The 25,797-nt window shown below is 61.7% G+C and carries 23 protein-coding genes; 15 read left to right on the forward strand and 8 right to left on the reverse strand.

What is annotated here, in order from left to right:
• Nucleotides 1–11: 11 nt before the first annotated feature.
• The 3 genes from ACMYUN_RS08470 to dinG form a co-directional block, all read right to left on the reverse strand.
• Entirely contained in the window at nt 12–1,157 is a 1,146-nt protein-coding gene (locus ACMYUN_RS08470) for an EstA family serine hydrolase (RefSeq protein WP_039762625.1), read from the reverse strand.
• Between the two features lie 210 nt (nt 1,158–1,367).
• The gene (locus ACMYUN_RS08475; protein ID WP_415763464.1) at nt 1,368–3,836 is read right to left on the reverse strand and encodes a beta-galactosidase; all 2,469 of its coding nucleotides are present in this window, start codon (nt 3,834–3,836) and stop codon (nt 1,368–1,370) included.
• 95 nt (nt 3,837–3,931) lie between these two features.
• Nucleotides 3,932–6,076 carry an ATP-dependent DNA helicase DinG gene (gene dinG / locus ACMYUN_RS08480; RefSeq protein WP_024011911.1) on the reverse strand — a complete coding sequence of 715 codons (2,145 nt, stop codon included), beginning with the start codon at nt 6,074–6,076 and terminating at the stop codon, nt 3,932–3,934.
• A 98-nt stretch (nt 6,077–6,174) separates the two neighbouring features.
• Here dinG and ACMYUN_RS08485 point away from each other — a divergent pair, with 98 nt between their 5' ends.
• The gene (locus ACMYUN_RS08485) at nt 6,175–6,639 is read left to right on the forward strand and encodes a CopD family protein (RefSeq protein ID WP_415763465.1); all 465 of its coding nucleotides are present in this window, start codon (nt 6,175–6,177) and stop codon (nt 6,637–6,639) included.
• A gap of 200 nt (nt 6,640–6,839) precedes the next feature.
• Here the strand turns inward: ACMYUN_RS08485 and ACMYUN_RS08490 are convergent, their stop codons facing one another.
• The 4 genes from ACMYUN_RS08490 to ACMYUN_RS08505 form a co-directional block, all read right to left on the reverse strand.
• Nucleotides 6,840–7,598, reverse strand: a complete 759-nt coding sequence (locus ACMYUN_RS08490; RefSeq protein ID WP_415763466.1) for a collagen-like protein — start codon at nt 7,596–7,598, stop codon at nt 6,840–6,842.
• Nucleotides 7,591–7,872, reverse strand: coding sequence for a DUF1145 domain-containing protein (locus ACMYUN_RS08495; RefSeq protein WP_016771375.1), 282 nt, complete (start codon nt 7,870–7,872; stop codon nt 7,591–7,593). Before ACMYUN_RS08495 ends, ACMYUN_RS08490 begins: the two co-directional genes overlap by 8 nt.
• Before the next feature lie 160 nt (nt 7,873–8,032).
• On the reverse strand, nt 8,033–8,755 hold the full coding sequence (locus ACMYUN_RS08500; RefSeq protein WP_206420946.1) for an OmpA family protein: 723 nt from the start codon (nt 8,753–8,755) through the stop codon (nt 8,033–8,035).
• 90 nt (nt 8,756–8,845) lie between these two features.
• Nucleotides 8,846–9,541 carry an OmpA family protein gene (locus ACMYUN_RS08505; RefSeq protein WP_024011908.1) on the reverse strand — a complete coding sequence of 232 codons (696 nt, stop codon included), beginning with the start codon at nt 9,539–9,541 and terminating at the stop codon, nt 8,846–8,848.
• A gap of 199 nt (nt 9,542–9,740) precedes the next feature.
• Here ACMYUN_RS08505 and ACMYUN_RS08510 point away from each other — a divergent pair, with 199 nt between their 5' ends.
• The 4 genes from ACMYUN_RS08510 to ACMYUN_RS08525 all read left to right on the forward strand — a co-directional run bounded on the left by ACMYUN_RS08510 (nt 9,741) and on the right by ACMYUN_RS08525 (nt 11,535).
• Entirely contained in the window at nt 9,741–10,238 is a 498-nt protein-coding gene (locus tag ACMYUN_RS08510; RefSeq protein WP_039762620.1) for a DUF6231 family protein, read from the forward strand.
• Between the two features lie 4 nt (nt 10,239–10,242).
• Nucleotides 10,243–10,719: a YchJ family protein gene (locus ACMYUN_RS08515; RefSeq protein ID WP_415763467.1), complete on the forward strand. Its 477-nt coding sequence runs from the start codon at nt 10,243–10,245 to the stop codon at nt 10,717–10,719.
• 121 nt (nt 10,720–10,840) lie between these two features.
• The gene (locus ACMYUN_RS08520) at nt 10,841–11,326 is read left to right on the forward strand and encodes an LEA type 2 family protein (RefSeq protein ID WP_415763468.1); all 486 of its coding nucleotides are present in this window, start codon (nt 10,841–10,843) and stop codon (nt 11,324–11,326) included.
• A gap of 5 nt (nt 11,327–11,331) precedes the next feature.
• On the forward strand, nt 11,332–11,535 hold the full coding sequence (locus ACMYUN_RS08525; RefSeq protein ID WP_003198420.1) for an SEC-C metal-binding domain-containing protein: 204 nt from the start codon (nt 11,332–11,334) through the stop codon (nt 11,533–11,535).
• 201 nt (nt 11,536–11,736) lie between these two features.
• On the opposite strand, the gene ACMYUN_RS08530 is transcribed toward ACMYUN_RS08525, so the two are convergent.
• On the reverse strand, nt 11,737–12,294 hold the full coding sequence (locus tag ACMYUN_RS08530) for a cysteine hydrolase family protein (protein ID WP_415763469.1): 558 nt from the start codon (nt 12,292–12,294) through the stop codon (nt 11,737–11,739).
• A 200-nt stretch (nt 12,295–12,494) separates the two neighbouring features.
• Between ACMYUN_RS08530 and ACMYUN_RS08535 the strand changes: the two genes are divergently transcribed.
• The 10 genes from ACMYUN_RS08535 to pdeM all read left to right on the forward strand — a co-directional run bounded on the left by ACMYUN_RS08535 (nt 12,495) and on the right by pdeM (nt 25,754).
• On the forward strand, nt 12,495–14,945 hold the full coding sequence (locus ACMYUN_RS08535; protein WP_415763470.1) for a penicillin acylase family protein: 2,451 nt from the start codon (nt 12,495–12,497) through the stop codon (nt 14,943–14,945).
• A gap of 188 nt (nt 14,946–15,133) precedes the next feature.
• Nucleotides 15,134–16,168 carry a ligase-associated DNA damage response exonuclease gene (locus ACMYUN_RS08540; RefSeq protein ID WP_415763471.1) on the forward strand — a complete coding sequence of 345 codons (1,035 nt, stop codon included), beginning with the start codon at nt 15,134–15,136 and terminating at the stop codon, nt 16,166–16,168.
• Nucleotides 16,165–17,853, forward strand: coding sequence for an ATP-dependent DNA ligase (locus ACMYUN_RS08545; protein ID WP_415763472.1), 1,689 nt, complete (start codon nt 16,165–16,167; stop codon nt 17,851–17,853). The genes ACMYUN_RS08540 and ACMYUN_RS08545 overlap by 4 nt, the downstream gene beginning before the upstream one ends.
• Before the next feature lie 370 nt (nt 17,854–18,223).
• The gene (locus tag ACMYUN_RS08550) at nt 18,224–19,006 is read left to right on the forward strand and encodes a transporter substrate-binding domain-containing protein (protein ID WP_039762609.1); all 783 of its coding nucleotides are present in this window, start codon (nt 18,224–18,226) and stop codon (nt 19,004–19,006) included.
• A 56-nt stretch (nt 19,007–19,062) separates the two neighbouring features.
• Nucleotides 19,063–19,791, forward strand: coding sequence for an ABC transporter permease (locus tag ACMYUN_RS08555; RefSeq protein ID WP_016771383.1), 729 nt, complete (start codon nt 19,063–19,065; stop codon nt 19,789–19,791).
• On the forward strand, nt 19,788–20,498 hold the full coding sequence (locus ACMYUN_RS08560; protein ID WP_125925231.1) for an ABC transporter permease: 711 nt from the start codon (nt 19,788–19,790) through the stop codon (nt 20,496–20,498). The genes ACMYUN_RS08555 and ACMYUN_RS08560 overlap by 4 nt, the downstream gene beginning before the upstream one ends.
• A 27-nt stretch (nt 20,499–20,525) precedes the next feature.
• A complete protein-coding gene (locus tag ACMYUN_RS08565) occupies nt 20,526–21,644 on the forward strand; it encodes a succinylglutamate desuccinylase/aspartoacylase family protein (RefSeq protein WP_415763473.1) in 1,119 nt (372 codons plus the stop codon).
• A gap of 12 nt (nt 21,645–21,656) precedes the next feature.
• The gene (locus ACMYUN_RS08570) at nt 21,657–22,421 is read left to right on the forward strand and encodes an ABC transporter ATP-binding protein (RefSeq protein WP_415763474.1); all 765 of its coding nucleotides are present in this window, start codon (nt 21,657–21,659) and stop codon (nt 22,419–22,421) included.
• A 193-nt stretch (nt 22,422–22,614) separates the two neighbouring features.
• Nucleotides 22,615–25,104 (forward strand): ligase-associated DNA damage response DEXH box helicase, encoded by a 2,490-nt coding sequence (locus tag ACMYUN_RS08575; protein ID WP_415763475.1) that lies wholly within the window; start codon nt 22,615–22,617, stop codon nt 25,102–25,104.
• Nucleotides 25,098–25,754, forward strand: a complete 657-nt coding sequence (gene pdeM / locus ACMYUN_RS08580) for a ligase-associated DNA damage response endonuclease PdeM (RefSeq protein WP_415763963.1) — start codon at nt 25,098–25,100, stop codon at nt 25,752–25,754. Before ACMYUN_RS08575 ends, pdeM begins: the two co-directional genes overlap by 7 nt.
• The last annotated feature ends 43 nt before the right edge of the window (nt 25,755–25,797 follow it).

Consider the following 25,797-nt stretch of genomic DNA (forward strand, 5'->3'; position numbering starts at 1 on the left):
TTGTTGAAGCTTTACAGACAAGTGGCAAGCACCCGCGCCAGCTTTTGCGCGCGCGGATCCATCAAAACGTAAGGCCCCAGGGTATTTGTCACGAAACCGAAAGCCACATCGTGCTCAGGATCAGCAAAACCGATCGAGCCGCCCGCTCCCGGATGGCCGAACGCGCGCGGGCCGAGGCCGTAGGTGGCGTTGGGCACGTCCGGTTGATCGAGCATGCAGCCGAGGCCGAAGCGAGTGCGGGTGAGCAAAGTCTTGTCGTCGCCGAGGCTGTGCTCGCGGGTCAGCTCTTCGAGCATCTCGCTCTCGAGCAGGCTGCCATCGAGCAGGCCGGCATAGAACCCGGCGAGACTGCGCGCGTTGCCGTGGCCGTTGGCCGCCGGTTGCTGCATGCGTCGCCATTCCGGCTTGTTGGTGCTGGTCAGCACGGACGGCGGATTGGTGAAAGCGCGGGTGGTCATGGCCGTCGGTTCGCGCATGGTCACTTGCAGCAGGCGCTGAGCCGCAGCGTCGCCGGCGTTGCCCTTGCCACGGGCGATGTGCGCCACGCGATGAAACTCTTCGTCGGCCAGGCCCACATGGAAATCCAGGCCCAACGGCTTAGCGACCCGAGCGACGATCGACTCGCCCGGCCCACGACCGTCGGCGCGGCGCAGCAATTCGCCGACCAGCCAGCCGTAGGTGATCGCGGCATAACCGTGACCGGTGCCGGGCGTCCACCATGGGGCTTCGGCCGCAAGGGCGTCGACCATGGTTTGCCAGTCGTACAGGGCTTCAGGGGCGAGCAGTTCGCGCAGGGCCGGCAGGCCGGCCTGATGGCAGAGCAATTGGCGCAGGGTGACGAATTCTTTGCCGGCGGCGGCGAACTCCGGCCAGTAGCGGGCAACCGGGGCGTCGAGTTGCAACTTGCCTTCGGCCACCAGTTGCAGCGCGGTAACGGCGGTAAAGGTCTTGGTGCATGAGAACAGGTTGGCGATGGTGTCGCTGTGCCAGGCTTCGGCGCCGTCCTTGTCGGCAGTACCGGACCAGAGGTCGAGAACGGTTTCTCCACCGACCTTGATGCACAGGGCTGCGCCGCGTTCCTGGGGATCGTCGAACAGTGCGGCGAAAGCCTCGCGCACCGCTTCGAATTGAAGCTCGTAATGTCCCTGAATCTGCACCCGCAACTCCCCCGCGAAAACGCTCTACAAAGTGGCCCGCATTGTTCCAGCCCTTGAGGGATTTGGGAACAGGCGCGGGCCAGACGGTTGATCGGCAATTTATGGTGATCCCTTCGCGAGCAGGCTCGCTCCTACACTGGATCTCAACAGCAGCGCAGTTCCCCTGTGGGAGCGAGCCTGCTCGCGAAGAACGATAACGCGATCTGAAACCTAGTGACCATTCCCCGAATGCCCACCCGCCTGTGCAGCCCCCGGCGCTTTGCCAGCCTCGGCCTTGCGCCCGCCTTCAACTTCCGCCGCCGGGGTTTTCTGCGCCTCCTTGCCCAGTTGCTCGAGCGCCTGCAGATTGCTTTTGCGCACTGCCTCGACAAAACCCTGATAAGGCAGATCGGTCACCCCGACCAGACCGAAATGGCCGTTCTCGCCGTCGAGCAAACGCCCGGTCACCGGTTGGTCGAGATACTGGAACCAGTGCACGCCGACAATCGACGGTTCGCTCAGCGCCTGTTTGAGGAAGTTGGCATAGGCCGGGCCGCGCTCTTCTTCCTTGGCGAGTTGCGTCACGCCGCCCCAGAACGGGCCCCGGTCAGCTGAGCCGAAGTTGAATTCGGTGATCAGCAGCGGTTTGTCCAGCGCTGCCAGCGCGGCGAAGTCGTAGCCGTCCTGCGGCTTGAGCGTGTACATGTTGAAGCTCAACACATCGCAATACTGCGCGCAGGACGCCACGGCCTCAGGCGTGCTGATAGCGAAGCGGCCGCCAAGCAGCATCTGGTTCGGCGCGTGCCATTTCAGCGAATCGGAAATGGTCTTGAAATAGGTATCGGCGAAGACCTTCTGGAAGTATTTGAAATCCGCTTCGATCTCCGGATGCTCCGGGTTTGGCAGCGGCGGCACGAAGCCGGGATCTTCCATCAGTTCCCACGCTGGCAAGTCGATCCCCCAAGCCTTGGACAGCCCGGCCTGATTGCGGTACTTGTCGCGCAGTTGCTTGAGAAAGGCGCGCTTGGCCGGCACGTCGGTGGTCATTTTCAACGTGCCGTAGGCCAGCGCGTAGCGAGCCTTCGGATCGTCACCGGGACCGGCCCAGGCCAGTTCGTTGTCGGCGTAATAACCGATCAACCATGGATCATCACGGTGATCGCGGGCGGCAATGGCCACGGCGCGCTCGGTGGCCATGGCGAAACGCGGATCGAACGGATCCGGCATGCCGCCCCACCAATCGCTGCCCGTACTGATACTGGCGTAATCGCCGACGATCGACAGCGGCAAGGTGTACGGCACGCGCTCAGCATCCGCCAGCGACGGCGCGCTCCAGTTGCCCACCGTGTTGAAGCCCCAGGCTTGCAGCCGATCGAGGGTATGCCGGGTCCAGCGTTCTTCATCCATTGTGGCTTTGCACGGAGTGGTTTGCGCGCTGGAGGCTTGCACCGCGTCAGTCTGCGCCGCTTCGGCAATACCCGATTTCGGCTCGACAGGCACCGCTGCAGTTTCAGCAGCCTGCACCGAACCGGCCTCAGCCGCGCCCGCCTTTGCCGCTTCGGCAATCCCGGCCTTGTTGTCGCTGTCCGCCTTGCACGGTTCGCCGTACAGGCGTTGCAGATTGGCGCCATAGAAGTCGTACCAGCGGCCGTTGCCGTAGCCACGGCCCTGATCGGCACCGTTGCCGCCACGGTTGTCGCCCTCGCCGAAATGGGCGGCCAGCGGGTCGTCGTTCTTCGGCAACGATTCGAACATGTACTCACGACCAGCGACGTAGGTCTGGTTGACTTGCGGGCTGACGGTGTTGACGCCCAGCGAATAGAACGGGTGACCTTCAGGGGTCACCAGATACCAGCGGCCGTCACGTTTTTCCGTGCGAAAGAAACCGCTGGCCTTGAACGCCGGGCCTTTATTCCAGCCGCCAAATTTGTCCAGCGAGGACTTTTCGCGCTCGGCCAGCCAACTGTTCAGTTGTTGCTGCTCTTTGCTGGCGGCGTTTTTCAGTTGCTCGTCGCTGCTGACTTTTTCCGGCCATTTGCTGCGGGTCGATTGCCCGTAAGCGTCGACCAGATTGCCGTACACCGCCTTCGTCACCGATTCGCCGTCCTGCACGCCGAACCGCTCAAGCAACAGGCTCTGCGCAACGTTCGGCTGATCCATCGAAAGACTCACCGAAACCACTTGGCTGCGGTCGATCTCGCCGGTGCTGCTGGCCAGCAGAATGCGTTGGCCATCGACAGTCATCGGCATCGGCGGCCCGGCTTTCATGCCCTGGCTCAGTGGCGTCGAAGCCACCAGCGGCACCAGCAAGGTCTGCGCGGGGCCGGCCGGCAGATCGACGCGGCTGACCAGGGTGCGGCCATCGTTGCTCTGGATCTGCACATAGACCGTCACCGCCCAGTTCATCGCACTTTGCAGACGCAAACTCATCATGCCGGACTGCGACCAGTCCCAGGCGCCAGTCTGGGGGGTCAGGCGCAAGGTCGGCCGGGCGACCGGGTTGAACGTCACCCGGCGCAGCACTTCGCCTTCCGCGGTCTGTTCGGCATTGGCCTGCGGCAAGTCGGCGTTTTCCGTGACGACCTTGACCACGTCGGCCGGGCGTACGAAGTTGAACAGCGTCTGCTGACCGGCGGGCGCGGCCAGCAGCGGCGCGGCAAAGATCAAGGCGAAAACAGCGGGCAACGAACGGCGGATCATAAGAACGGAGTTCTCCCTAACGACCAGTCAAGGCCAGTGGAACAGCGGTGGCAGAGAGATAGACAACGCGGTGGGCCAATCGGCCCACCCGAGTCTCAGGATATTTCACGACGGAAAGGCGGCAACGCATTGAGGATCGCCTTGCCGTAGCGCTGAGTGACCAGACGCCGGTCGAGCAAAGTGATGGTGCCGCGGTCTTCTTCGGTACGCAGCAGACGGCCGCAGGCCTGAACCAGTTTCAGCGAGGCATCGGGCACAGAGATTTCCATGAACGGATTGCCGCCGCGCGCCTCGATCCACTCCGACAACGCGGCCTCAACCGGATCATCGGGCACCGAGAACGGAATCTTGGCGATCACCACGTGCTCGCAGTAGGCACCCGGCAAATCGACCCCCTCGGCGAAACTGGCCAGCCCGAACAGCACGCTGGAATCACCGCCATCGACCCGCGCCTTGTGCTTGTTCAGGGTTTCCTGTTTCGACAGATTGCCTTGAATGAACACTTGCTTGCGCCAATCGCGGTCGAGGCCGTCGAATACGTCCTGCATCTGCTTGCGCGAGGAGAACAGCACCAGCGTGCCGCGCGACCCTTCGACCAGATCGGGCAGCTCGCGAATGATCGCCGCCGTGTGGGCGGCGGCATCGCGCGGGTCGGCCTTCAGGTCTGGCACGCGCAGCACGCCGGCATCGGCATGGTGGAACGGGCTCGGCACCACCGCCGTGACAGCCTTTTTCGGCAGACCGGCGCGCATGCGGAAACGGTCGAAAGTGCCCAGCGCCGTCAGCGTCGCCGAGGTCACCAGGCAACCGTACGCGACGTTCCACAAACTGCGACGCAAGGTTTCCGCCGCCAAAATCGGGCTGGCGTTGACCTCGATGTCGAACAGCGAGCCGCTTTCGGCCAGGGTCAGCCAGCGCGCCATCGGCGGGCTGTCTTCCGGGTCTTCGGCGGTGAACGCGGTCCACAATTCCCAATTGCCGGAAGCGCGGGACAACAGGCTGCCGAACAGCGGATACCACTCTTCGGCCTGATTGCTGGCGATGCCGATATTGACCTCGCCATCCATGCCTTCCTTGAGCAGGTCGGTCAGGCGCTGGAACAGATCGTTAAGGCGCGAATAGCCTTTTTTCAGCTCGATGCCCATCTCGCGCATGTCCTCGGGAATCACCCCGCCGACAAAGCGATGACGCGGGCGCTCGCGGCCTTCGACGTCTTCGCCGGGCTTGAAATCGGCGATCTGCTCGCACGCGGTGAACATGAACTGCTGCTGGGTCTTGATCTCCCGCGCCAGCTCCGGCACCTGCTCGATCAGCTTGCCGAGATCGCCCGGCAACGGATGCTGTGCGAGCAGTTTGGTCAGGTTCTTCGCGGTGGTCTCCAGCCAGTCGGCGGTGGAGCGCAGGCGCGTGTAGTGAGCGAAGTGGCCGATGGCCTTGTCCGGCAAATGGTGACCTTCGTCGAACACGTAAATGGTGTCGCGCGGGTCCGGCAGCACGGCGCCGCCGCCCAGTGCCAGGTCAGCCAGGACCATGTCGTGGTTGGTGACGATTACATCGACCTTGCCCATGCCTTCGCGGGCCTTGTAGAAGGCGCACTGGCCGAAGTTCGGGCAATGACGATTAGTGCACTGGCTGTGATCGGTGGTCAGGCGCGCCCAGTCGGCGTCTTCCAGCGCGTTCGGCCAGCTGTCGCGGTCGCCGTCCCATTTATTGCCGGCGAGCTTTTCGATCATGCTGGTGAACAGCTTCTGACTGGCCTCGTCGACTTCGATCTTGAAGCCTTCTTCCTCGAACAGTTGCGCGGTGGCGGTTTGCGCGTGGCCTTCCTGCAACAGCATGTCGAGCTTGGACAGGCACATGTAGCGGCCACGGCCCTTGGCCAGGGCGAAACTGAAATTCAGCCCGCTGTTGCGCATCAGGTCAGGCAAGTCCTTGTAGACGATCTGCTCTTGCAGGGCGACGGTAGCGGTGGCAATTACCAGACGCTTGCCGGCCAGTTTCGCCGTAGGGATCGCCGCCAGGCTGTACGCCACCGTCTTGCCGGTACCGGTGCCGGCTTCCACCGCGACAATCGCGGGGTCGCCACTGCGCCGGCCTTCATCGTCGGTATCGATATCCCCGAGGACCTTGGCGATTTCGGCGATCATCAGGCGCTGGCCGTAACGCGGCTTGAGGCTCTTGGCCTCTAGAAAACGCGAGTAGGCGCCCTGGATCGTGGTTTTGAGTTCAGTGCTGATCATTGAGTGTCGGGCGCAAAAACGCTGGATAAATTTTCAGTGGTTTGATTCGGCGGCTATCATACCTGCCTAATCGATCCTGCGCAGAACGGAGTGCCCGAATGACACCTTTTAGCCTCGTTTACCCCCTGCATGTCCTTGCCGCTCTGGTGTGGGTCGGCGGTATGTTTTTCGCCTGGATGGTCTTGCGCCCTGCGGCTGTGAAGGCGCTGGACGGCCCCGCTCGACTGACCCTGTGGGTGGAAGTGTTTCAAGGTTTTTTCCGTTGGGTCTGGGTCGCGGTGATCCTGTTGCCGATCAGCGGCATGGGCATGTTGCATCTACAGCAGGTCGGCTTCGAAACCGCGCCGAAGTATGTGCAGGTGATGATCGGTTTGTATGTGGTGATGACGGCGCTGTTCATCCGCATTCAGGGGTTGATGCTACCGGAGTTACGCACGGCGGTTGAGGCGAAGGATTGGCCGGCGGGTGCGGCAGTGCTGGGGCGGATTCGCCGGGTAGTGGGGCTTAATCTGCTGGTCGGGTTGGTGCTGGTGGCGGTAGCGGCGGCGAGACCGATGCACTGAATCGCACTATTTTTCTGCTGTGAGCACAGTTGTGGCGAGGGGATTTATCCCCGCTGGGCTGCGTAGCAGTCCCGCTTTTGATTTTTAGAGCGGGGCCGCTTCGCGACCCAGCGGGGATAAATCCCCTCGCCACATAATTTCACTCACCAAAGATCTTCACTCACCAAAGCATTTTATTGATCAGAGAGTGGGTCGCAGTTTTAGAGCCGTTGCACGGTAACCGAACCCGCCGCTCCCTCCGACCCAGGCTGGCCATCCGCGCCGGCCTTGCCGTTCTTGCCGCCATCTGCGCGATACACCAGGCAGCCCTTGGATTGGCCGCCCTTCCCTGCTTTCCCACCGACACCCGCCGGGCCGCCGGCACCGCCAGCCACATTGACTTTGATCAGCTCGACCGGAAAATCCCGTGGTACGGCGAGGCGCACCAGCGCACCCGGCGCGCCTGGCTGGCCATCGCTGCCGTCACTGCCATCGGCACCGTGGCCGGCCGAGCCATAGGTGCAGCCCGGATCTTCGCCGTTGCCGCCGTCGAGGCCGACGAAACCCGGCGCGCCCCTGCCGCCACGGGCATCGACCGTCAGTTGCGGCGCGCTCAGGGCCTGGAATTGCAGATTCAGATTGCGCCCGGCCCGGGCCGCTTTTTCATAAGTGCCGGGGGCGCCGCGTGCGGTGATCTGGCTGCCCTCGCTCAATTCAGCGCGCTTGACCTTCACTTCCAGCGCTTGTTCAGCCGGAACGATGGCGATGCGCGCTTCGTGGCCGAGGCGTAGTTCATCGATGTTCAACTCGGTCACGTTGGACGGGATCAGCAAGGTGCCGTAATCGGCGACTTCCAGCTTCTCCAGTTGCAGCGTGCTGGTGGTGTTGGGCAAGCGCATCAGTGAATTGCTTTGCACATTGACCACCTGGGCGCAGGCCAGTGGACTGATGAATGCAGCGAGCAGGCAAAGTTTACGCATGGGAAGAAGCCTCCGGAGCGGCCGGGGCCGGGATGGTTTGCAGGTGGAAAACGCCGAACAACAGGATGCGACCACGATCACGCCAAGGGTGCGGACGGCCCTTGAGGCTGCGGTTGCACAGCAGCACTTCGAGTAAATGAATCAGCAACAACAGAGCACCGGCCAGATTGACCAGCAGATGCAGCGGATGAACAAACGGCACCAGTTGATTGGCCAGTACCACGCAGCAGAACAGCAGGGTCAGCAAACGCCCCAGCCCCCAGAACACCTTCATACGCTCCCCCGTGTTGCGAATTATTCTTTGCACGCACAGTACCGGCTTCTGCGGGGGATAAGCCAGAGGGAAAAATGAAATTTGTGCAAACGCCGAGGAAATGGCTGCCGGGCCGACAATTTCGACCCGGCAGCTCTAGCCTGCGCACTACAGCGATTTCCTACCGATTGATGTGCAGCTCGACCCGGCGATTTTCCGCGCGGCCTTCATCGCTGGCGTTATCGGCCACCGGTTCACTCTCCCCCCGACCTTCGCTGGTGAGTTTGTTCGGCGCCAGGCCCTGGCTCAGCAGGTACGCCGCAACACTGCTCGCACGGCGTTCCGACAATGCCTGGTTATAGGCGTCGGAGCCTTTGCTGTCGGTGTGCCCGATGACTTTGATGCTGACCACGTCAGCATTGCGCAGTTTGTCCATCAAGGTGTCGAGCTGGGCTTTTGCCGCCGGGGTCAGATCGGACTTGTCGAAATCGAACAGCACATTGCCAGCATCGCTCAAGGTGATCACCTCAGTTTGCGGCGCCGGTTCGACCGGTTTCACTGCGACCGGATATTGCGGCAAGGGGCAGCCACGGTGATCGACTTCGGTATTTTCCGGTGTGTCCGGGCAGCGGTCGCGGCGGTCGAAAACGCCGTCGCTGTCCTCGTCGCCATCCTGGGCGTAACAGATCAGCCCGCCGGTGACGATACCCAATGCCGCGCCGCCACCGGCCCAGCCGGCGCTTTCAATGGCGCCAAGACCGCCACCGACCAGGCCGCCAAGCAGGCTGCAGATCGGCCACGTACGTTGATTGAGAGGGGCGGTGCCATCGCTGTGAGTGGCACAACCGGTGAGCAAGCTGCCAAGCAGCAGCACCGGCAAGACGGACCTTGAGAAAACACGCATTTGTGAACGCTCCTGTGTACCGGCCCATACCGGTTACACAGGAGTAAAGACCCGCATCCGCGACTGCACAAGCCGCGGATGCGAGAGGGGCTAGCGGACGATTTTGATTTCGGTGCGACGGTTCTGTGCACGACCATCGGCCGACTTGTTGTCAGCGACAGGCTGGCTTTCACCAAGGCCCGACACCGAAACGAAGCTGGCACGCGGCACGCCCTGCTGGATCAGGTATTCCACCACCGAGTGCGCACGCCGATCCGACAGTTTCTTGTTGTAGGCATCGCTGCCGACACTGTCGGTGTGACCGGTCACGGTCAGTTGCGCGGTAGAGGACTCCTGTTTCAGGCGATCGGCGACCTTGTCCAGCACTTGCTTGTCAGGGCCGGTCAGCGTGGCTTTGTCGAACTCGAAATGCACATCACGAATGACGATGGTTTCTTCCTTGACCACTACCGCTTCTTCGACCACTGGCGCAGGCGTCGGCGGCGGGCAACCGTCAGCATCGACCTGCACGCCTTTTGGCGTGCCTGGGCACTTGTCACGACTGTCCGGCACACCATCGCCGTCTTCATCGCCATCGCCGTGCACCCAGCAATAGGCCGCTGCCGTGCCGCCGACCAGCAGCGCACCGTAGCCGGCCCACGAAGCGCTTTCAGTCGCGCCGAGACCGGCACCGACCACACCACCGACCGCCGCACAGGTCGGCCAGTCGGTTTTCTGCAAACCTGCACAACCAGTCAACACACTGGTTAGCAGAACCAAGGGTAATGCTGTCCGAACTATGCTCATCTAGTTTTCTCCTGAGGGATCGGCTTGAAACCGATTCAGGGAGTAAAGACCGGAGTTTTAATCTCCGCCAGCAATAGGCCACCGCTGTTTGCGACCGTGTTCACAGGGGTTTGCCTCTTTTGGCGAAAACCGCCGCCACCGGGCGCTTTGCCGACGCGGTCTGGCAGGCTAGTCTTGGCGGTCTGACTGAGGAGCTTCGATGAACGCCGCCATTTCTTCGCGCACGCCACAACAAGCGTTGGCCGCTTTGCTGGATCGCTACGCCCCGGCCCGTCTGCTGCTGATCGGCGCCAGCGAATTTCCCGCGTTGAGCGCTTTCAAGGACGCGCACCCCGACACCGTGGTCGCCCATGCCGCACCCGGCGCACTGCCGGCTGAGCTGGCCGCGCAACGCTTCGATCTGGCGCTGGTAGTCGATTGCCTGGAACATTTGCCCAAGCGCGATGGCCTGAATCTGTTGGGCGGCATCCGCAATCTCAACGCCAGCCGCATCGCAGTGCTGGCGGATCTGGCGGCCAGTGGCTGGCAGGAAACCGACTTCTACTCATTGGCCCTGCAGGCCAGCGAGCGCTTCCAGCGCGACGAGCAGGTGCTGACCCTGTTCACCTACGATCTGCTTGACTACAAACAAGTCCCCGACTGGCTCAATTCACGCTTTTGGGCCAATCCGGAAAACTTCGGGAAATACTGGTGGTAATGCAATGAGTACAGCCATTTGCCCGTGCGGCAGCGGCAATCTGCTGGATGCCTGCTGCGGCCCTTATCATGACGGTCACCCGGCTCCGTGTGCCGAAGCCCTGATGCGCTCACGCTACAGCGCTTATGTGCTGGGGCTGGTCGAGTATCTGGTGGCGACTACCCTGCCCGCCCAGCAGGCGGGATTGAACAGGCAATCGATCAGCGACTGGAGTGCCCAAAGCACCTGGCTTGGCCTTGAGGTCGAGAGCTCGGAAGTGTTCGGCGGCCAGCCGGAACACGCGTTTGTGACCTTCACCGCGCGCTGGCACGACAGCCAGGGCGAGCACAGCCATCGCGAGCGCTCTTCATTCGTGCAGAACGCCGGGCGCTGGTATTTCATCGATCCCACGGTGCAGATGAAGCTGGGACGCAATGACGGATGCCCTTGCGGCAGCGGGCAGAAGTTCAAGAAGTGTTGTGCGGGTTATTTCGGCGCTTGAGCTGAAGATCAAAAAATCGCAGCCTTCGGCAGTTCCTACACAGGATTTGCGTTCACTCTGTAGGAGCCGCCGGAGGCTGCGATCTTTTTAGGTCTAGACTGGCACCAAAGGGAGTAACACCATGCTCGGTCGTCGGCGCACATTAGATTGTCTGCTGTTGATGCTGATCGTAAACCTCGGCGGCTGTGCCTCGTGGTTCAGCGATGACAGCGTCGAGCCTGCCGTGCATCTGGTGAAAGTCGAAGTGGTGCGGGCCAAGCTGCTCGAACAGAAGTTCATCCTGCACTTTCGCGTTGACAATCCCAACGACAGCGACCTGACCGTGCGCGGCCTCGAATATCGGATTCACCTGGCCGACATCCTGCTCACTGAAGGCGAGCATGAGCACTGGTTTACCGTCGGGCCCAAGCGCAGCGCTTACCTCAAAGTGCCGATCCGCACCAATCTGTGGCCGAAGGTCAAACAGGTGGTGAAGTTGCTGAAAAATCCTGGTCAGCAGATTCCGTATCGATTGCAGGGGGAAATGGAAACAGGTTTATTCATCGCCCACTACGTGCACCTTGAGCGCAATGGCGTGATAATCCCCGCCGATCTAACTCCGGAGTGACCTCGATGACCCAGCAACCCCATGTCCATGGCCCTGACTGCAACCACGATCATGACCACCATCACGATCACGACCATGGCCATGTCCACGGCCCGAACTGCGGCCACGCCCACCAGGAACCGGTGCGCAACGCCTTGAAAGACGTCGGCCGCAACGACCCTTGCCCATGCGGCAACGGCAAGAAATTCAAGAAGTGCCACGGCGCTTGATGTCACTGGCGAGGATCATCTTCGCCTGACCTGCCGCCTTCGCGAGCAGGCTCGCTCCCACAGTTGATCTGCACTGAACACATTTTTGTGAACCTGCGCAGCCCCTGTGGGAGCTGGCTTGCCAGCGATAGGGCGGCACATCCCTGCATTGATGTCGCCTGATTCACCGCAATCGCTGGCAAGCCAGCTCCCACAGGTCTATCAGTTGGCTGTAAGAATCAGGGCAACACTGACCACCGTCGCATACTCCCCATGCAGATTCCCCAGCGACATCCCGTGCACCTCTTCCGCTGTTCGCGGTGTGCCGAAATAATCGGCCTTGTCGAAGGTAAAGCACGCATCCTCCGCCACCCACGTGTCGAACCCCAGATTGCCTGCGGTGCGCGCCGTTGATTCAACCGAGTTATTGGTCGCGACACCGACGATGATCAATTGCCCGATCCCAGCCTCACGCAACTGAGCTTCCAACCCACTGGCGCAAAACGCATCCGGCACCTGTTTCTGAATCAGCCATTCACCCTCCTGCGGCGCAAAGCGCGGTTGAAACTCCACTCCGTCCTGCTCCGGCCAGAACACTGAATCAGGTGAGCGCGACAAGTGCTGCACGTGAATCACCGGGCGCCCGCTCCGGCGCCAATGCGCCAGCAACGCAAGCATTCGCTCTTCGGCCTGAGGATTATTCCGCCGCCCCAGACGCGGATGCAGGATGCCTTTCTGCTGGTCAATGATGATCAGCGCAGTGTTGCTTTGAAGCTGCATAGCGATCTTTCTCCTGACAGGTCTTGGGACTTGTTCCGTAGTTCAACATCAGCGCTTTCCCACAAGCAACCGCCACAGCCCTGACCGATCAGCCGACAACTGCACAAATAACCGCTCGCCCCGCTTGCGCGGCCCTCGCGCCGTCACTAACGTAGCGGCTTTATTGCGCCCCCAGCCTTATACCCCGCAGGAGCTTCGCCATGGCCTCGCCAGCCCTTACACATTTTCTTCCCCGGTTCGGCGTTGCCGCAGCAGTGGCCGGTGTCCTCGGCCTGTCCGGTTGCCAGACCTGGAACGCCCAGGACAGCCTGCCGCCGACCTCCGGCGTGCAACCGCTCAAGGGCCTGGCGCAGAACGTGTCGGTGCGGCGCAATGCGATGGGCATGCCGTTGATCGAAAGCAACAGCTTCCATGACGCGCTGTTCAGCCTCGGCTATGTCCACGCCAGCGACCGCATCAACCAGATGGTCACCCTGCGCCTGTTGGCTCAGGGCCGGTTGGCGGAAATGTCCGGCGCGTCGATGCTCGATGCCGATCGCTACATGCGCGCGGTCAATCTGAAGAAAAGCGCCGGCGAGCTGTACAAGGCCTCGTCGCCACGGCTCAAGCGCTTCTTCGAGGTCTATGCACGGGGCGTCAACGCCTACCTGTTCCGCTACGCCGACAAGTTGCCGGGCGATCTCGCCGCCAGCGGTTACAAGCCCGAATACTGGAAACCGGAAGATTCGGCGCTGATTTTTGCCCTGCTGAATTTCAGCCAGTCAGCCAACCTGCCGGAGGAAATCCAGTCGCTGGTGCTCGCGCAAACCGTGACCACGGACAAACTCGCCTGGCTGAGCCCGTCGGCACCCGATGAAAACCTGCCGGTTGCCGAAGCCGACAAGCTGCAAGGCCTCAAGCTCAACGGGCAGATTCCGGGGCTGACGGAACTGAGCAGCGCCAGCCAGCAACTGTCGGCGCTGAACCTGCTCGCCACGCCGACTGCGAACAACTGGGCGATCGCCCCGCAACGCAGCCGCAGCGGCAAAAGCCTGCTGGCCAGTGATGCGCACGGGCCGCTGGCCGCGCCGTCGTTGTGGAGTTTCGTGCAGATCCGCGCGCCGAAATATCAGGCAGCCGGCGTCACGGTTGCCGGTCTGCCAATGGTGCTCGGCGGCTTCAACGGCAAAGTGGCGTGGAGCATGACCAGCGTGCTCGGCGATAACCAGGACCTGTTCCTCGAGAAAATCCGCCGTCAGGGCAGCAGCCTCACTTATGAAGTCAACGGCAAATGGCAGTCGCTGGGTGTGCGCAATGAAACCTACTTCGTCAAAGGCCAGCGGCCGATTCGCGAAGCCGTTTACGAAACCCGTCACGGCGCGTTGCTCAACAGTGCGCAGGCAGCGGCGCAGGGCAGCGGTTTCGGCCTCGCTTTGCAGACGCCAAGCTTCACCGACGACAAAACGCTGGATGCCTTCTTCGATCTGACCCGCGCGCAGAACGTCGAACGCGCCTCGGACGCGAGCCGCGAAATCCGCGCCATCACCCTCAATCTGGTATTCGCCGACGCAAGCAATATCGGCTGGCAAGTCACCGGGCGCTTCCCCAACCGTCGCGAAGGCGAAGGCCTGCTGCCCTCGCCGGGCTGGGACGGTCGCTACGACTGGGACGGTTATGCCGACCCGATGCTGCACCCCTACGATCAGGATCCGGCACAAGGCTGGCTCGGCACCGCCAACCAACGCGTCATCCCCGACGGCTACGGCATGCAGTTGTCGAAATCCTGGGCGGCACCGGAGCGCGGTGAGCGCCTGGCGGAAATGGCCGGTAGCGGTAAGCACGACAGCCGCAGCGTGATCGCCATGCAGTACGACCAGACCACCACCTTCGCCGCCAAGCTGAAAAAAGTCTTCGAAGCGCCGGGCATGAAGCAACCGCTGAAACAGGCAATCGACGTCCTGCCGGAAGCCGAGCGGAGCAAGGCCCGCGAAGCCTTCACGCGCTTGATGGCGTTCGACGGCAAGCTCAGCCCGACCTCGGCGGATGCGGCGATCTACGAACTGTTTCTGCAAGAAAGCATGAAGCAGATTTTCCTCGACGAACTGGGTCCTGAGTCGAGCCCGGCGTGGAAGGCCTTTGTCGCCAATGGCGATCTGTCCTACGCGGCGCAGGCCGATCATCTCTTGGGACGTGAGGACAGTCCGTTCTGGGATGACCTGCGCACGCCGCAGAAGGAAGACAAAGCGGTGATTCTCGCCCGTAGCCTCGCTGCGGCGATTACGGCTGGCGACAGTCAGTTGGGCGGCGATCACCGCGCCTGGCAGTGGGGCAAACTGCACAGCTATGCGTGGAAAAACAGCAACGGTCAGACGGTGCGCGGACCACTGGCAGCCGGTGGCGATCACACCACGCTGAACAGCTCGGCGTTTGCTTGGGGCCAGGACTTCGTCACCACGCGCGCGCCGTCGATGCGCTTTATCGTCGACTTCGGCCAGAGCGAACCGCTGATGGCGCAGAACGGTACGGGGCAGTCGGGCAATCCACTGAGTCCTAACTACCTGAACGGGATCGATGCGTGGCTGAAAGGTCAGTACATCGGCTTGCCGATGCAGCCGCAGAACTTTGACCGGGTGTATGGCAAGGCCCGCTTGACCCTCACCCCCGGCAAGTAAACGCAGTTCCCCCTGTGGGAGCGAGCCTGCTCGCGAAGACGGCGGCACAGTCAGAATTGATGTGTCTGGTAAACCGCTTTCGCGAGCAGGCTCGCTCCCACATTGGCTTTGCATCCCCCTTAAAGCCGATCGAACTTCCAGCTTCACGCCCGCCTCATAGTTAACAAGCCCCCCATTCCGGTCACGACATGGATCTTGTTATTGCCCGACCTGAAGGTCTCTACTGCCCCGCCGGGGATTTCTATATCGATCCGTGGCGGCCGGTCGAGCGTTCGGTGATCACCCATGCCCATGGCGATCACGCGCGCACCGGTAATCAGCACTACCTGTCGAGCAGCGCCAGCGCCGGGATTCTGCGCGCGCGTCTGGGTCAGGACATCCAGTTGCAAACCCTCGACTACGGCCAACGCCTGACCCACCACGGAGTGATCTTGAGTTTTCACCCGGCCGGGCATGTCCTCGGTTCGGCACAGGTGCGGCTGGAATACGGTGGCGAGGTCTGGGTTGCATCGGGGGATTACAAGGTCGAGCCGGACGGCACCTGCACCCCATTCGAACCGGTGCGCTGCCACACCTTCATCACGGAATCGACCTTCGGCCTGCCGATCTATCGCTGGCAGCCGCAGGCGCAGATCTTCGCCGAGATCAATCAGTGGTGGGCGGCCAACATCGCCGCCGGCAAGGCCAGCGTGCTGTTCTGCTATTCCTTCGGCAAGGCCCAGCGGATTCTCCATAGCATCGACGAAACCCTCGGGCCGATTCTCAGCCACGGCGCGGTCGAGCCGTTGAACCGGGTCTATCGCGATGCCGGCGTGTACCTGCCACCGACGATCTACGCCGGCGACGTGAAGAAAAGCGATCCGATCATGCGTCAGGCGCTGGTCATTGCGCCGCCGTCAGCGGGCGGCAGTACCTGGATGCGCCGTTTCGGCGAGTTCAGCGATGCCTTTGCCAGCGGCTGGATGCGCCTGCGCGGAACCCGGCGGCGGCGCGGCGTCGATCGCGGTTTCGTCCTTTCCGACCACGCCGATTGGCCCGGTCTGCTGTGGGCGATCAACCAGACCGGCGCGGAACGGGTGATGGTCACCCACGGCTCGATCGGTGTGCTCGTGCGCCATTTGCGCGAACAGGGCCTCGATGCACAAGGCTTCACCACCGAATACGGCGATGACGAAGACGACAACATCGCCACCGAACCCACCGTCGCCGAGACCTCCCCATGAAAGCCTTCGCCGAGTTATATGCCGAACTCGACGCCACCACGTCGAGCAACGCCAAACTGGCGGCGATGCAGGCGTACTTCGCGCAGGCCGCGCCACAAGATGCCGCATGGGCGGTGTATTTCCTCTCCGGTGGCCGGCCTCGGCAACTGGTGCCAGTGCGTATTCTCCGCGAGTTGGCGGTCGAAGTTTCAGGACTGGAGCCGTGGTTGTTCGAAGAAAGCTATCAGGCCGTCGGCGATCTGGCTGAAACCATTTCTTTGGTGCTGCCGGAAAATTCGCACAGCTCCGAGGCCGGTCTTGCCGAATGGATCGAAGACAAGCTGCTGCCATTGCGCGGTGAAACGCCGGAATATCTGGCGCGGCAATTGCCAATGTTGTGGGCGCAACTGGATCGACCGAGCCTGATGCTGTGCATCAAGCTGATCACCGGCAGTTTCCGCGTCGGCGTGTCGAAGTTGCTGGTCACCCGCGCTCTGGCGTCGATGGCCGGCCTCGACAGCAAGCGCGTGGCCCAGCGTCTGGTCGGTTACACCGATCTGTCGAACCGTCCCAACGCCGTCAGTTACCTGAAACTTATCGCCGCGGAATCCCCCGACGAACACGCCCAGCGCGGCGGTCAGCCCTACCCGTTTTTTCTCGCCCATGCCTTGGCGCAACCGGTCGAGGAATTCGACGCCCTGCTCGGCCCGGCCAGCGATTGGCAGGTGGAGTGGAAGTGGGACGGCATCCGTGCGCAAGTGGTCAAGCGCGACGGCAAACTGTGGGTGTGGTCGCGCGGCGAGGAACTGGTGACCGAGCGCTTCCCTGAATTCGATGTGCTGGTGCACGGCTTGCCCGACGGCACGGTGATCGACGGCGAAATCGTCGTGTGGAAGAGCACCCATCCAACCACCGAAGATGCCTTCGATCCGCAATCCGATGAGCCGCCGGCCGTGCAACCGTTCGCCCTGCTGCAACAACGCATCGGTCGCAAGACGCTCGACAAGAAGATTCTCGAAGAAGTGCCGGTGGTGGTGCTCGCCTACGACCTGCTGGAATGGCAGGGCGAAGACTGGCGCAACCAGCCGCAGGTCAAGCGCCGGGCGCAACTCGAGGAAGTGATCGCGCGCTGCAACAGCCCGGTGCTGCTGCCCTCGCCGGTATTGACCGGCGAAGACTGGCTCGACCTTGGCCGCCAGCGCGAAGCGTCACGCAAACTCGGCGTTGAAGGCATGATGCTCAAGGCCCGCGATTCGCTATATGGCGTCGGCCGCACCAAGGACATGGGCGTGTGGTGGAAGTGGAAGGTCGACCCGTTCAGCGTCGATGCCGTGTTGATTTATGCCCAGCGTGGACACGGCCGCCGCGCCAGTCTGTACAGCGATTACACCTTCGCCGTGTGGGACGGCCCGCCGGAATCCAGCCAGCGCTCGCTGGTGCCGTTCGCCAAGGCGTATTCGGGGCTGACCGATGAAGAGATGCGCCAGGTCGACAGCATCGTGCGCAAAACCACGGTGGAAAAATTCGGCCCGGTGAGCAGTGTGAAGCCGAGTCTGGTCTTTGAACTCGGCTTCGAAGGCATCGCCCTGTCGCGCCGGCACAAGAGCGGCATCGCCGTGCGTTTTCCGCGCATGCTGCGCTGGCGCAAGGACAAGACCGTCGAAGAAGCGGACAGTCTCGCTACCCTGCAAGACTTGCTCGCCTGATTCATTCTCGACACATCGCAGAACCCTGTGGCGAGGGGATTTATCCCCGCTGGGCGGCGCAGCGGCCCCCAGCAATTTCCCCCTGAAATCGTGCACTCAGGTTTTTGCGCCTGCTGCGCAGCCGATCGGGGATAAATCCCCTCGCCACAGTTTCAACTGCTCCGAGCTACGCGTTTGATCCAAAACAGTGCATGCAAACAGCAATGCCCGTTTCCGTGCATTCAACTACCCTTGCCTCTCTGCACTCGACCTTTTAAAACACCTGTTCGGCACTCTGGTTCGGAAATTGCTACTTTCTACAGGTCGTAAGCGTTGCAGTAACAATAATTCTGCGCCACAAGCGCTCATATTGGTTCTTAGGGATTGAATAATGAAAAAAGCATTGCTGACCCTTTCTGCACTGGCGTTGTGCATTTCCGCCGGCTCCGCGCTGGCCAAGGAATACAAAGAGCTGCGCTTTGGCGTTGACCCTTCGTACGCACCGTTCGAGTCGAAAGCGGCCGACGGCAGCCTGGTCGGGTTCGATATCGACCTGGGCAACGCGATCTGCGCCGAACTGAAGGTCAAGTGCAAGTGGGTCGAAAGCGATTTCGACGGCATGATTCCGGGCCTCAAGGCCAACAAGTTCGACGGTGTGATCTCGTCGATGACCGTGACCCCGGCCCGCGAGAAAGTCATCGACTTCTCCAGCGAACTGTTTTCCGGCCCGACCGCTTACGTGTTCAAGAAAGGCTCCGGCATCACCGCCGATGTCGCTTCGCTCAAGGGCAAAACCGTTGGCTATGAGCAAGGCACCATTCAGGAAGCCTACGCCAAAGCCGTACTGGACAAGGCCGGCGTGAAAACCCAGGCCTATCAGAACCAGGATCAGGTGTATTCCGACCTGACTTCCGGCCGTCTCGACGCCGGTATCCAGGACATGCTGCAAGCCGAATTGGGCTTCCTGAAGTCGCCAAAAGGCGCCGAGTATGAAATCAGCCAGCCGGTCGACAGCGAATTGCTGCCAGCCAAAACGGCTGTCGGTATCAAGAAAGGTAACACTGAGCTGAAGGCACTTTTGGATAAAGGTATCAAAGCGTTACACGACGACGGCAAATACGCCGAGATTCAAAAGAAACACTTTGGCGACCTGAATCTGTACAGCGGTAAATAATGCCCCGGCGCCCATCCCCGATGGGCGCCTTTTCCATCCGCTCAGGTTGCTGATTTATGTTTGAAACCCTTCTGCAAAATCTGGGGCTGGCCTCCTTCAGTCTGCAGGGCTTCGGCCCGTTGCTGCTGCAAGGCACCTGGATGACCATCAAATTATCGGCGATGTCGCTGCTGGTGGCCGTGTTGCTCGGCCTGCTCGGCGCCAGTGCCAAACTGTCGAAAGTCAAACTGGTGCGCCTGCCTGCGCAGCTCTACACCACGCTGATTCGTGGCGTGCCGGATCTGGTGCTGATGCTGTTGATCTTCTACAGCCTGCAAACCTGGTTGACGTCGCTGACCGACTATATGGAATGGGAATACATCGAAATCGACCCGTTCAGCGCCGGCGTACTCACGCTGGGCTTCATTTATGGCGCGTATTTCACCGAAACCTTCCGCGGCGCGATTCTCGCGGTGCCGCGTGGTCAGGTCGAAGCCGCCACTGCGTATGGCCTCAAACGTGGCCAGCGCTTTCGCTTTGTGGTGTTTCCGCAAATGATGCGCTTTGCCCTGCCAGGCATCGGCAACAACTGGATGGTCATGCTCAAGGCCACCGCGCTGGTGTCGATCATCGGTCTGGCTGATCTGGTCAAGGCAGCGCAGGACGCCGGTAAAAGCACCTATCAACTGTTCTACTTTCTGGTTCTCGCCGCTTTGATCTATCTGCTGATCACCAGTGCTTCGAATTTCATCCTGCGCTGGCTCGAACGCCGCTACGCCGCCGGTGCCCGGGAGGCCGTACGATGATCGAACTTCTCCAGGAATATTGGCGCGCCTTCCTTTATACCGACGGCCAGAACATCACCGGGCTGGCGATGACGATGTGGCTGCTGACCGCCTCGATCTGCATCGGCTTCATCGTCTCGATTCCGTTGTCGATTGCCCGCGTCTCGCCGCACTTCTACATTCGCTGGCCGGTGCAGTTCTACACCTACCTGTTCCGTGGCACGCCGCTGTATATCCAGTTGCTGATCTGCTACACGGGCATCTACAGCCTCGCCGCCGTGCGCGAACAGCCGATCCTCGACAGTTTCTTTCGCGACGCGATGAACTGCACGATCCTCGCTTTCGCGCTCAATACCTGCGCGTACACCACGGAGATTTTCGCCGGGGCGATTCGCAGCATGAACCACGGCGAAGTCGAAGCGGCCAAGGCTTATGGCCTGACCGGCTGGAAGTTGTACGCCTACGTGATCATGCCGTCGGCACTGCGCCGCTCGTTGCCTTACTACAGCAACGAAGTGATCCTGATGCTGCACTCGACCACCGTGGCGTTCACCGCGACCATTCCCGATATCCTGAAAGTCGCGCGGGATGCCAACTCGGCGACCTTCCTGACCTTCCAGTCATTCGGCATCGCCGCGCTGATCTATCTGACCATTACGTTTGCGCTGGTCGGCCTGTTCCGCCTCGCCGAACGCCGCTGGCTGGCCTTCCTCGGGCCGACTCACTAGCACCGGTTTGAAAATAAAGAGATAACAATGCGCCACCAGATCCATGACTTGCTGGCCCCGCTGCCGGGGACCGCACGGCAGATTCACAGCTTCCACTTCGGCCCACAGCAGGCCAAGGGCAAGGTTTACATTCAGGCGTCGCTGCACGCCGACGAACTGCCGGGCATGCTGGTCGCCTGGCACCTGAAACAGCGTCTGGCCGAGCTGGAAGCTGCCGGCCGCCTGCGCAGCGAAATCGTACTGGTGCCGGTGGCCAACCCGGTCGGCCTCGAACAAGTGCTGATGGACGTGCCGCTGGGCCGTTACGACCTGGAGAGTGGGCAGAACTTCAATCGCTGGTTCGTCGACCTCAGCGAAGAAATCGGCAACGCCATCGAAGGCCAACTCAACGACGATGCGCAGCACAACCTCGAACTGATCCGCGCCAGCCTGCGCAACGCCCTCGACCGTCAGACGCCGACCACCCAACTGCAATCCCAGCGCCTGACCCTGCAACGCCTGGCCTGCGATGCCGACATGGTGCTCGACTTGCACTGCGACTTCGAATCCGTGGTGCACCTGTACACCACGCCCGAGGCGTGGCCGCAGGTCGAGCCGCTGGCGCGCTACATGGAAGCCCAGGCCAGCCTGCTCGCTACCGATTCCGGCGGGCAGTCGTTCGACGAATGCTTCACCCTGCTCTGGTGGCAGCTACGCGAACGCTTCGGCGAACAGTTCGAGATTCCGCTGGGCAGTTTCTCGGTGACGGTCGAATTACGCGGCCAGGGCGACGTCAATCACCCTTTGGCCAGCCGCGACTGTCAGGCGCTGATCGACTACCTGATCCAGTTCGATGCCATCGTTGGCGAGACCAAACCGCAACCGCCGCTGCCCTACCCAGCCACGCCGCTGGCCGGTGTCGAACCGGTGACCACGCCCGTCGGCGGCCTGTTGGTGTACTGCGCCACGCCCGGCCAATACCTGCAGGCCGGGCAACAAATCGCCGAGATCATCGACCCGGTCCACGACAAGGTCACCCCCATTCATTGCACCGCCGCCGGCCTGCTGTATGCGCGCTCGCTGCGGCGCATGGCCACTGCCGGCATGGTCATCGCCCACGTCGCGGGCGCCGAAGCCTATCGCAGCGGCTACCTACTTTCGCCTTGAGGATGCTCGTCCATGTACAAACTGACCGTTGAAGGCCTGCATAAAAGCTATGGCGATCATCAGGTGCTCAAAGGCGTTTCGCTCAAGGCCAAGACCGGCGACGTGATCAGCCTGATCGGCGCCAGTGGCTCGGGCAAAAGCACCTTTTTGCGCTGCATCAATTTTCTCGAACAGCCCAATGATGGCGCCATGAGCCTTGATGGCCAATCGATCCGCATGGCCACCGACCGCCACGGCATGCACGTCGCCGACGCCAATGAACTGCAACGCCTGCGCACGCGGCTGGCGATGGTGTTCCAGCATTTCAACCTGTGGAGCCACATGACCGTGCTGGAAAACATCACCATGGCCCCGCGCCGGGTGCTGGGCTGCAGCAAACAGGAGGCCGACGATCGCGCCCGGCGTTATCTGGACAAGGTCGGTTTGCCGGCGCGGGTTGCCGATCAATATCCGGCGTTTCTCTCCGGCGGCCAGCAACAGCGCGTGGCGATCGCCCGGGCACTGGCGATGGAGCCGGAGGTGATGCTGTTCGACGAACCGACTTCGGCGCTCGATCCGGAACTCGTTGGCGAAGTGCTGAAAGTGATTCAGGGTCTGGCCGAAGAAGGCCGGACGATGATCATGGTCACTCACGAAATGAGTTTTGCGCGCAAGGTGTCGAATCAGGTGCTGTTTCTGCATCAGGGTCTGGTGGAGGAAGAAGGCGCGCCGGAAGAAGTGCTGGGCAACCCGAAAAGCGAACGGCTGAAGCAGTTCCTGAGCGGCAATCTTAAATAGGTTGGCACCCAACCCTGTGTGGGAGCGAGCCTGCTCGCGAAAGCGGTTTATCAGTCAACATCAATGTTGAATGTGACATCGCATTCGCGAGCAGGCTCGCTCCCACAGGGGGAATCCACCGACCGACAAAGTTAAACTTGTCCCCCCGCTTCGCTGTCTCTGAAACAACACCTCCAGAGCGCACGCAGCCGGCATGGCGAAATCCCCCGACTTTGCAAAAACCTGGTTCAGCGCTCGCGACTGGAAGCCGTTTGCCTTTCAGAAACAGGTGTGGGCGGCGGTGAAAAGCGGCGAATCCGGATTGCTCCACGCCAGCACCGGCGCCGGCAAAACCTACGCGGTGTGGTTTGCTGCTCTCAACCGCTTCGCCCGCCTGCATCCGCCCGTGGCTACACCGCGCAAACGCAAACCGCCGGCCGAACCGCTGACAGTGCTGTGGATTACGCCGATGCGCGCCCTCGCCGCCGACACTGCCCGCGCACTGCAAAGCCCGGTCGATGATTTGCAGATTCCATGGACCATCGGCCTGCGCACCGGCGACACCAGCAGTAGCGAACGCGCCCGTCAGGGTCGGCGCTTGCCGACAACGCTGATCACCACCCCGGAAAGCCTGACCCTGCTACTGGCCCGCGCCGATGCGCGCACGGCGCTGTCGAGCCTGCGCATGATCGTCGTCGATGAATGGCACGAGTTGCTCGGCAACAAACGCGGCGTGCAACTGCAACTGGCCCTCGCCCGGCTGCGTCATTGGCAGCCGGAACTGATCGTTTGGGGCGTGTCCGCCACCCTCGGTAATCAATCCCACGCAGAGCAAGTGCTGATCCCACAGGGCGGCGGCGTCAGCGTTCAGGGGCAAAGCGAAAAAACGCTGAAGGTCGACACCCTGCTCCCACCGGCGATCGAACGTTTTCCATGGGCCGGGCACATCGGTCTGAAGATGCTGCCGCAAGTGGTGGCCGAACTTGACGCCTGTGCCAGCAGCCTGGTGTTCACCAACACTCGTGCGCAATCGGAAATCTGGTATCAGGCACTGCTGGAAGCGCGGCCGGACTGGGCCGGGCTGATTGCGTTGCACCACAGCTCACTGTCACGCGATACCCGCGACTGGGTAGAGCAGGCGTTGAAGAATGGCCAATTGAAAGCGGTGGTGTGTACCTCGAGCCTGGACTTGGGCGTGGATTTCTTGCCGGTCGAGCGCGTGCTGCAGATCGGCTCGGCGAAAGGCGTCGCGCGCTTGATGCAACGTGCCGGGCGTTCCGGCCACGCGCCGGGGCGCACCTCGCGGGTAACGCTGGTGCCGACCCACAGCCTGGAACTGATCGAGGCGATCGCCGCACGCGACGCCGTCGAGCAACGGCGCATCGAGCCGCGCCTGTCACCGCACAAGCCGCTGGACGTGCTGGTCCAGCATTTGGTCAGCATGGCCCTTGGCGGTGGCTTTATTCCTGAAGAGTTGTACGAAGAAGTCCGTGGTGCCTGGGCTTATCGTGACCTGACAGCGGCGGACTGGGCCTGGGCGCTGGCGTTCGTACGCCATGGGGGGATGTCTCTTACAGCGTATCCGGATTACCGCCGAGTCGAACCGGACGAACACGGCGTCTGGCGTGTGCCGGATGCGCGTCTGGCGCGGCGCCATCGCATGAGCATCGGCACCATTGTCAGCGACGCGAGCATCAACCTGAAATTCTGGAGCAAGGGCGGCGGTGGCAAACAACTGGGCAGCGTTGAGGAAGGCTTTATCGCGCGACTGAAACCCGGCGATGGTTTCCTCTTCGCCGGCCGCTTGCTCGAGCTGGTGCGGGTGGAAAACATGACCGCCTACGTCAAACGCAGCACCGCAAAAAAAGCCGCCGTGCCGCGCTGGAATGGCGGGCGCATGCCGTTATCCAACGAATTGGCCGAAGCGGTGGTGGCGCGCTTCAGCGCCGCTGCTCAGGGGCAATTGAAAGGTCCGGAAATGCACGCTTTGCGGCCGCTGCTGGAGACGCAGATACGCTGGTCCGGCTTGCCCACCAGCGAGAATCTGCTCGCCGAAGTGCTGAAATCCCGCGAAGGCTGGCATCTTTTCCTTTATCCGTTCGCCGGGCGTCAGGTGCATCTGGGACTGGCGAGCTTACTGGCATGGCGCGTCAGTCAGCGGCAACCGGTGACCTTCTCGATTGCCGTGAATGACTACGGCCTGGAGCTGCTCAGCGCCACGCCGGTGGATTGGGCCGCGCATCTCGACGCGCACCTGTTCAACGCCGATGACCTGTTGCTGGATGTGCTGGCCAGCCTCAATGCCGGTGAACTGGCGTTGCGCCGCTTCCGCGAAATTGCGCGCATCGCCGGGCTGGTGTTCGCCGGGTATCCGGGCGCACCGAAGAGTACCCGCCAGGTGCAGGCGTCGAGTGGCTTGTTTTTCCAGGTATTCAAACAATACGACGCCGACAACCTGCTGCTGGCCCAGGCCGGGGAAGAGGTCCTTCGCGAAGAACTGGATATTCGTCGTCTGGAACAGACATTGGAGCGGATCAATCAAATGAAACTGGACGTGCATCAGGTTAAACGTCCTACACCACTAGGCTTTCCGCTGCTGGTGGAGCGGATGCGCGAAAGCATGAGTTCGGAAAAACTGGCTGACAGGATCAGAAGAATGGTCGGTGACCTGGAAAAAACCGCTGACCACGGTAAATCATCGTGAGCGCGTACCCGGTGCGCTTGGCCGGCGAAGAGTTGTGGTTACTGCCGGAGAAAGCTCTTTACTGGCCAGCGCAGGAGGCACTGCTGATAGCCGACGTGCATTTCGGCAAAGCGGCGGCCTATCGCAGCCTCGGCCAGCCAGTGCCGCATGGCACGACGGCGAGCAACATCGAAGTGATCGACGCGTTGCTGGCGCGGTTGCCGTGTCGCCAGTTGATCTTCCTCGGCGATTTCCTGCATGGACCTGGCTCACATGTCCCCACCACACTCAATGCGCTGGCAGAGTGGCGAGCACGGCACGCAGATCTGCCGATGACGCTGATTCGCGGCAACCACGACAAACGCGCAGGCGACCCGCCGGTCTCGCTGAATATCCGCGTGGTGCCCGAGCCGCTATTGCTCGGGCCATTCGCCCTGCAGCATGAGCCCGATCCGCATCCCGAGCGGCACGTGCTCGCGGGCCACGTGCATCCGGTTTATCGATTGCACGGCAGAGGTCGGCAGAGCTTGCGCCTGGCCTGCTTCAGGTTGGGGGAGCGCATCAGCCTGATGCCGGCCTTCGGTGCGTTTACCGGCGGCTATCAGGTCGAGCGCGACGACAGCTGCAAGGTCTTCGTGATCGGCGACAACGAAATATGGCCCGTCAGCTAGATCGCAAATCGATCAGACTGACGGGCCATATTCATGTCAATGG

Source organism: Pseudomonas sp. CP4, from assembly GCF_047758505.1.
Lineage (GTDB): Bacteria > Pseudomonadota > Gammaproteobacteria > Pseudomonadales > Pseudomonadaceae > Aquipseudomonas > Aquipseudomonas fluorescens_AO.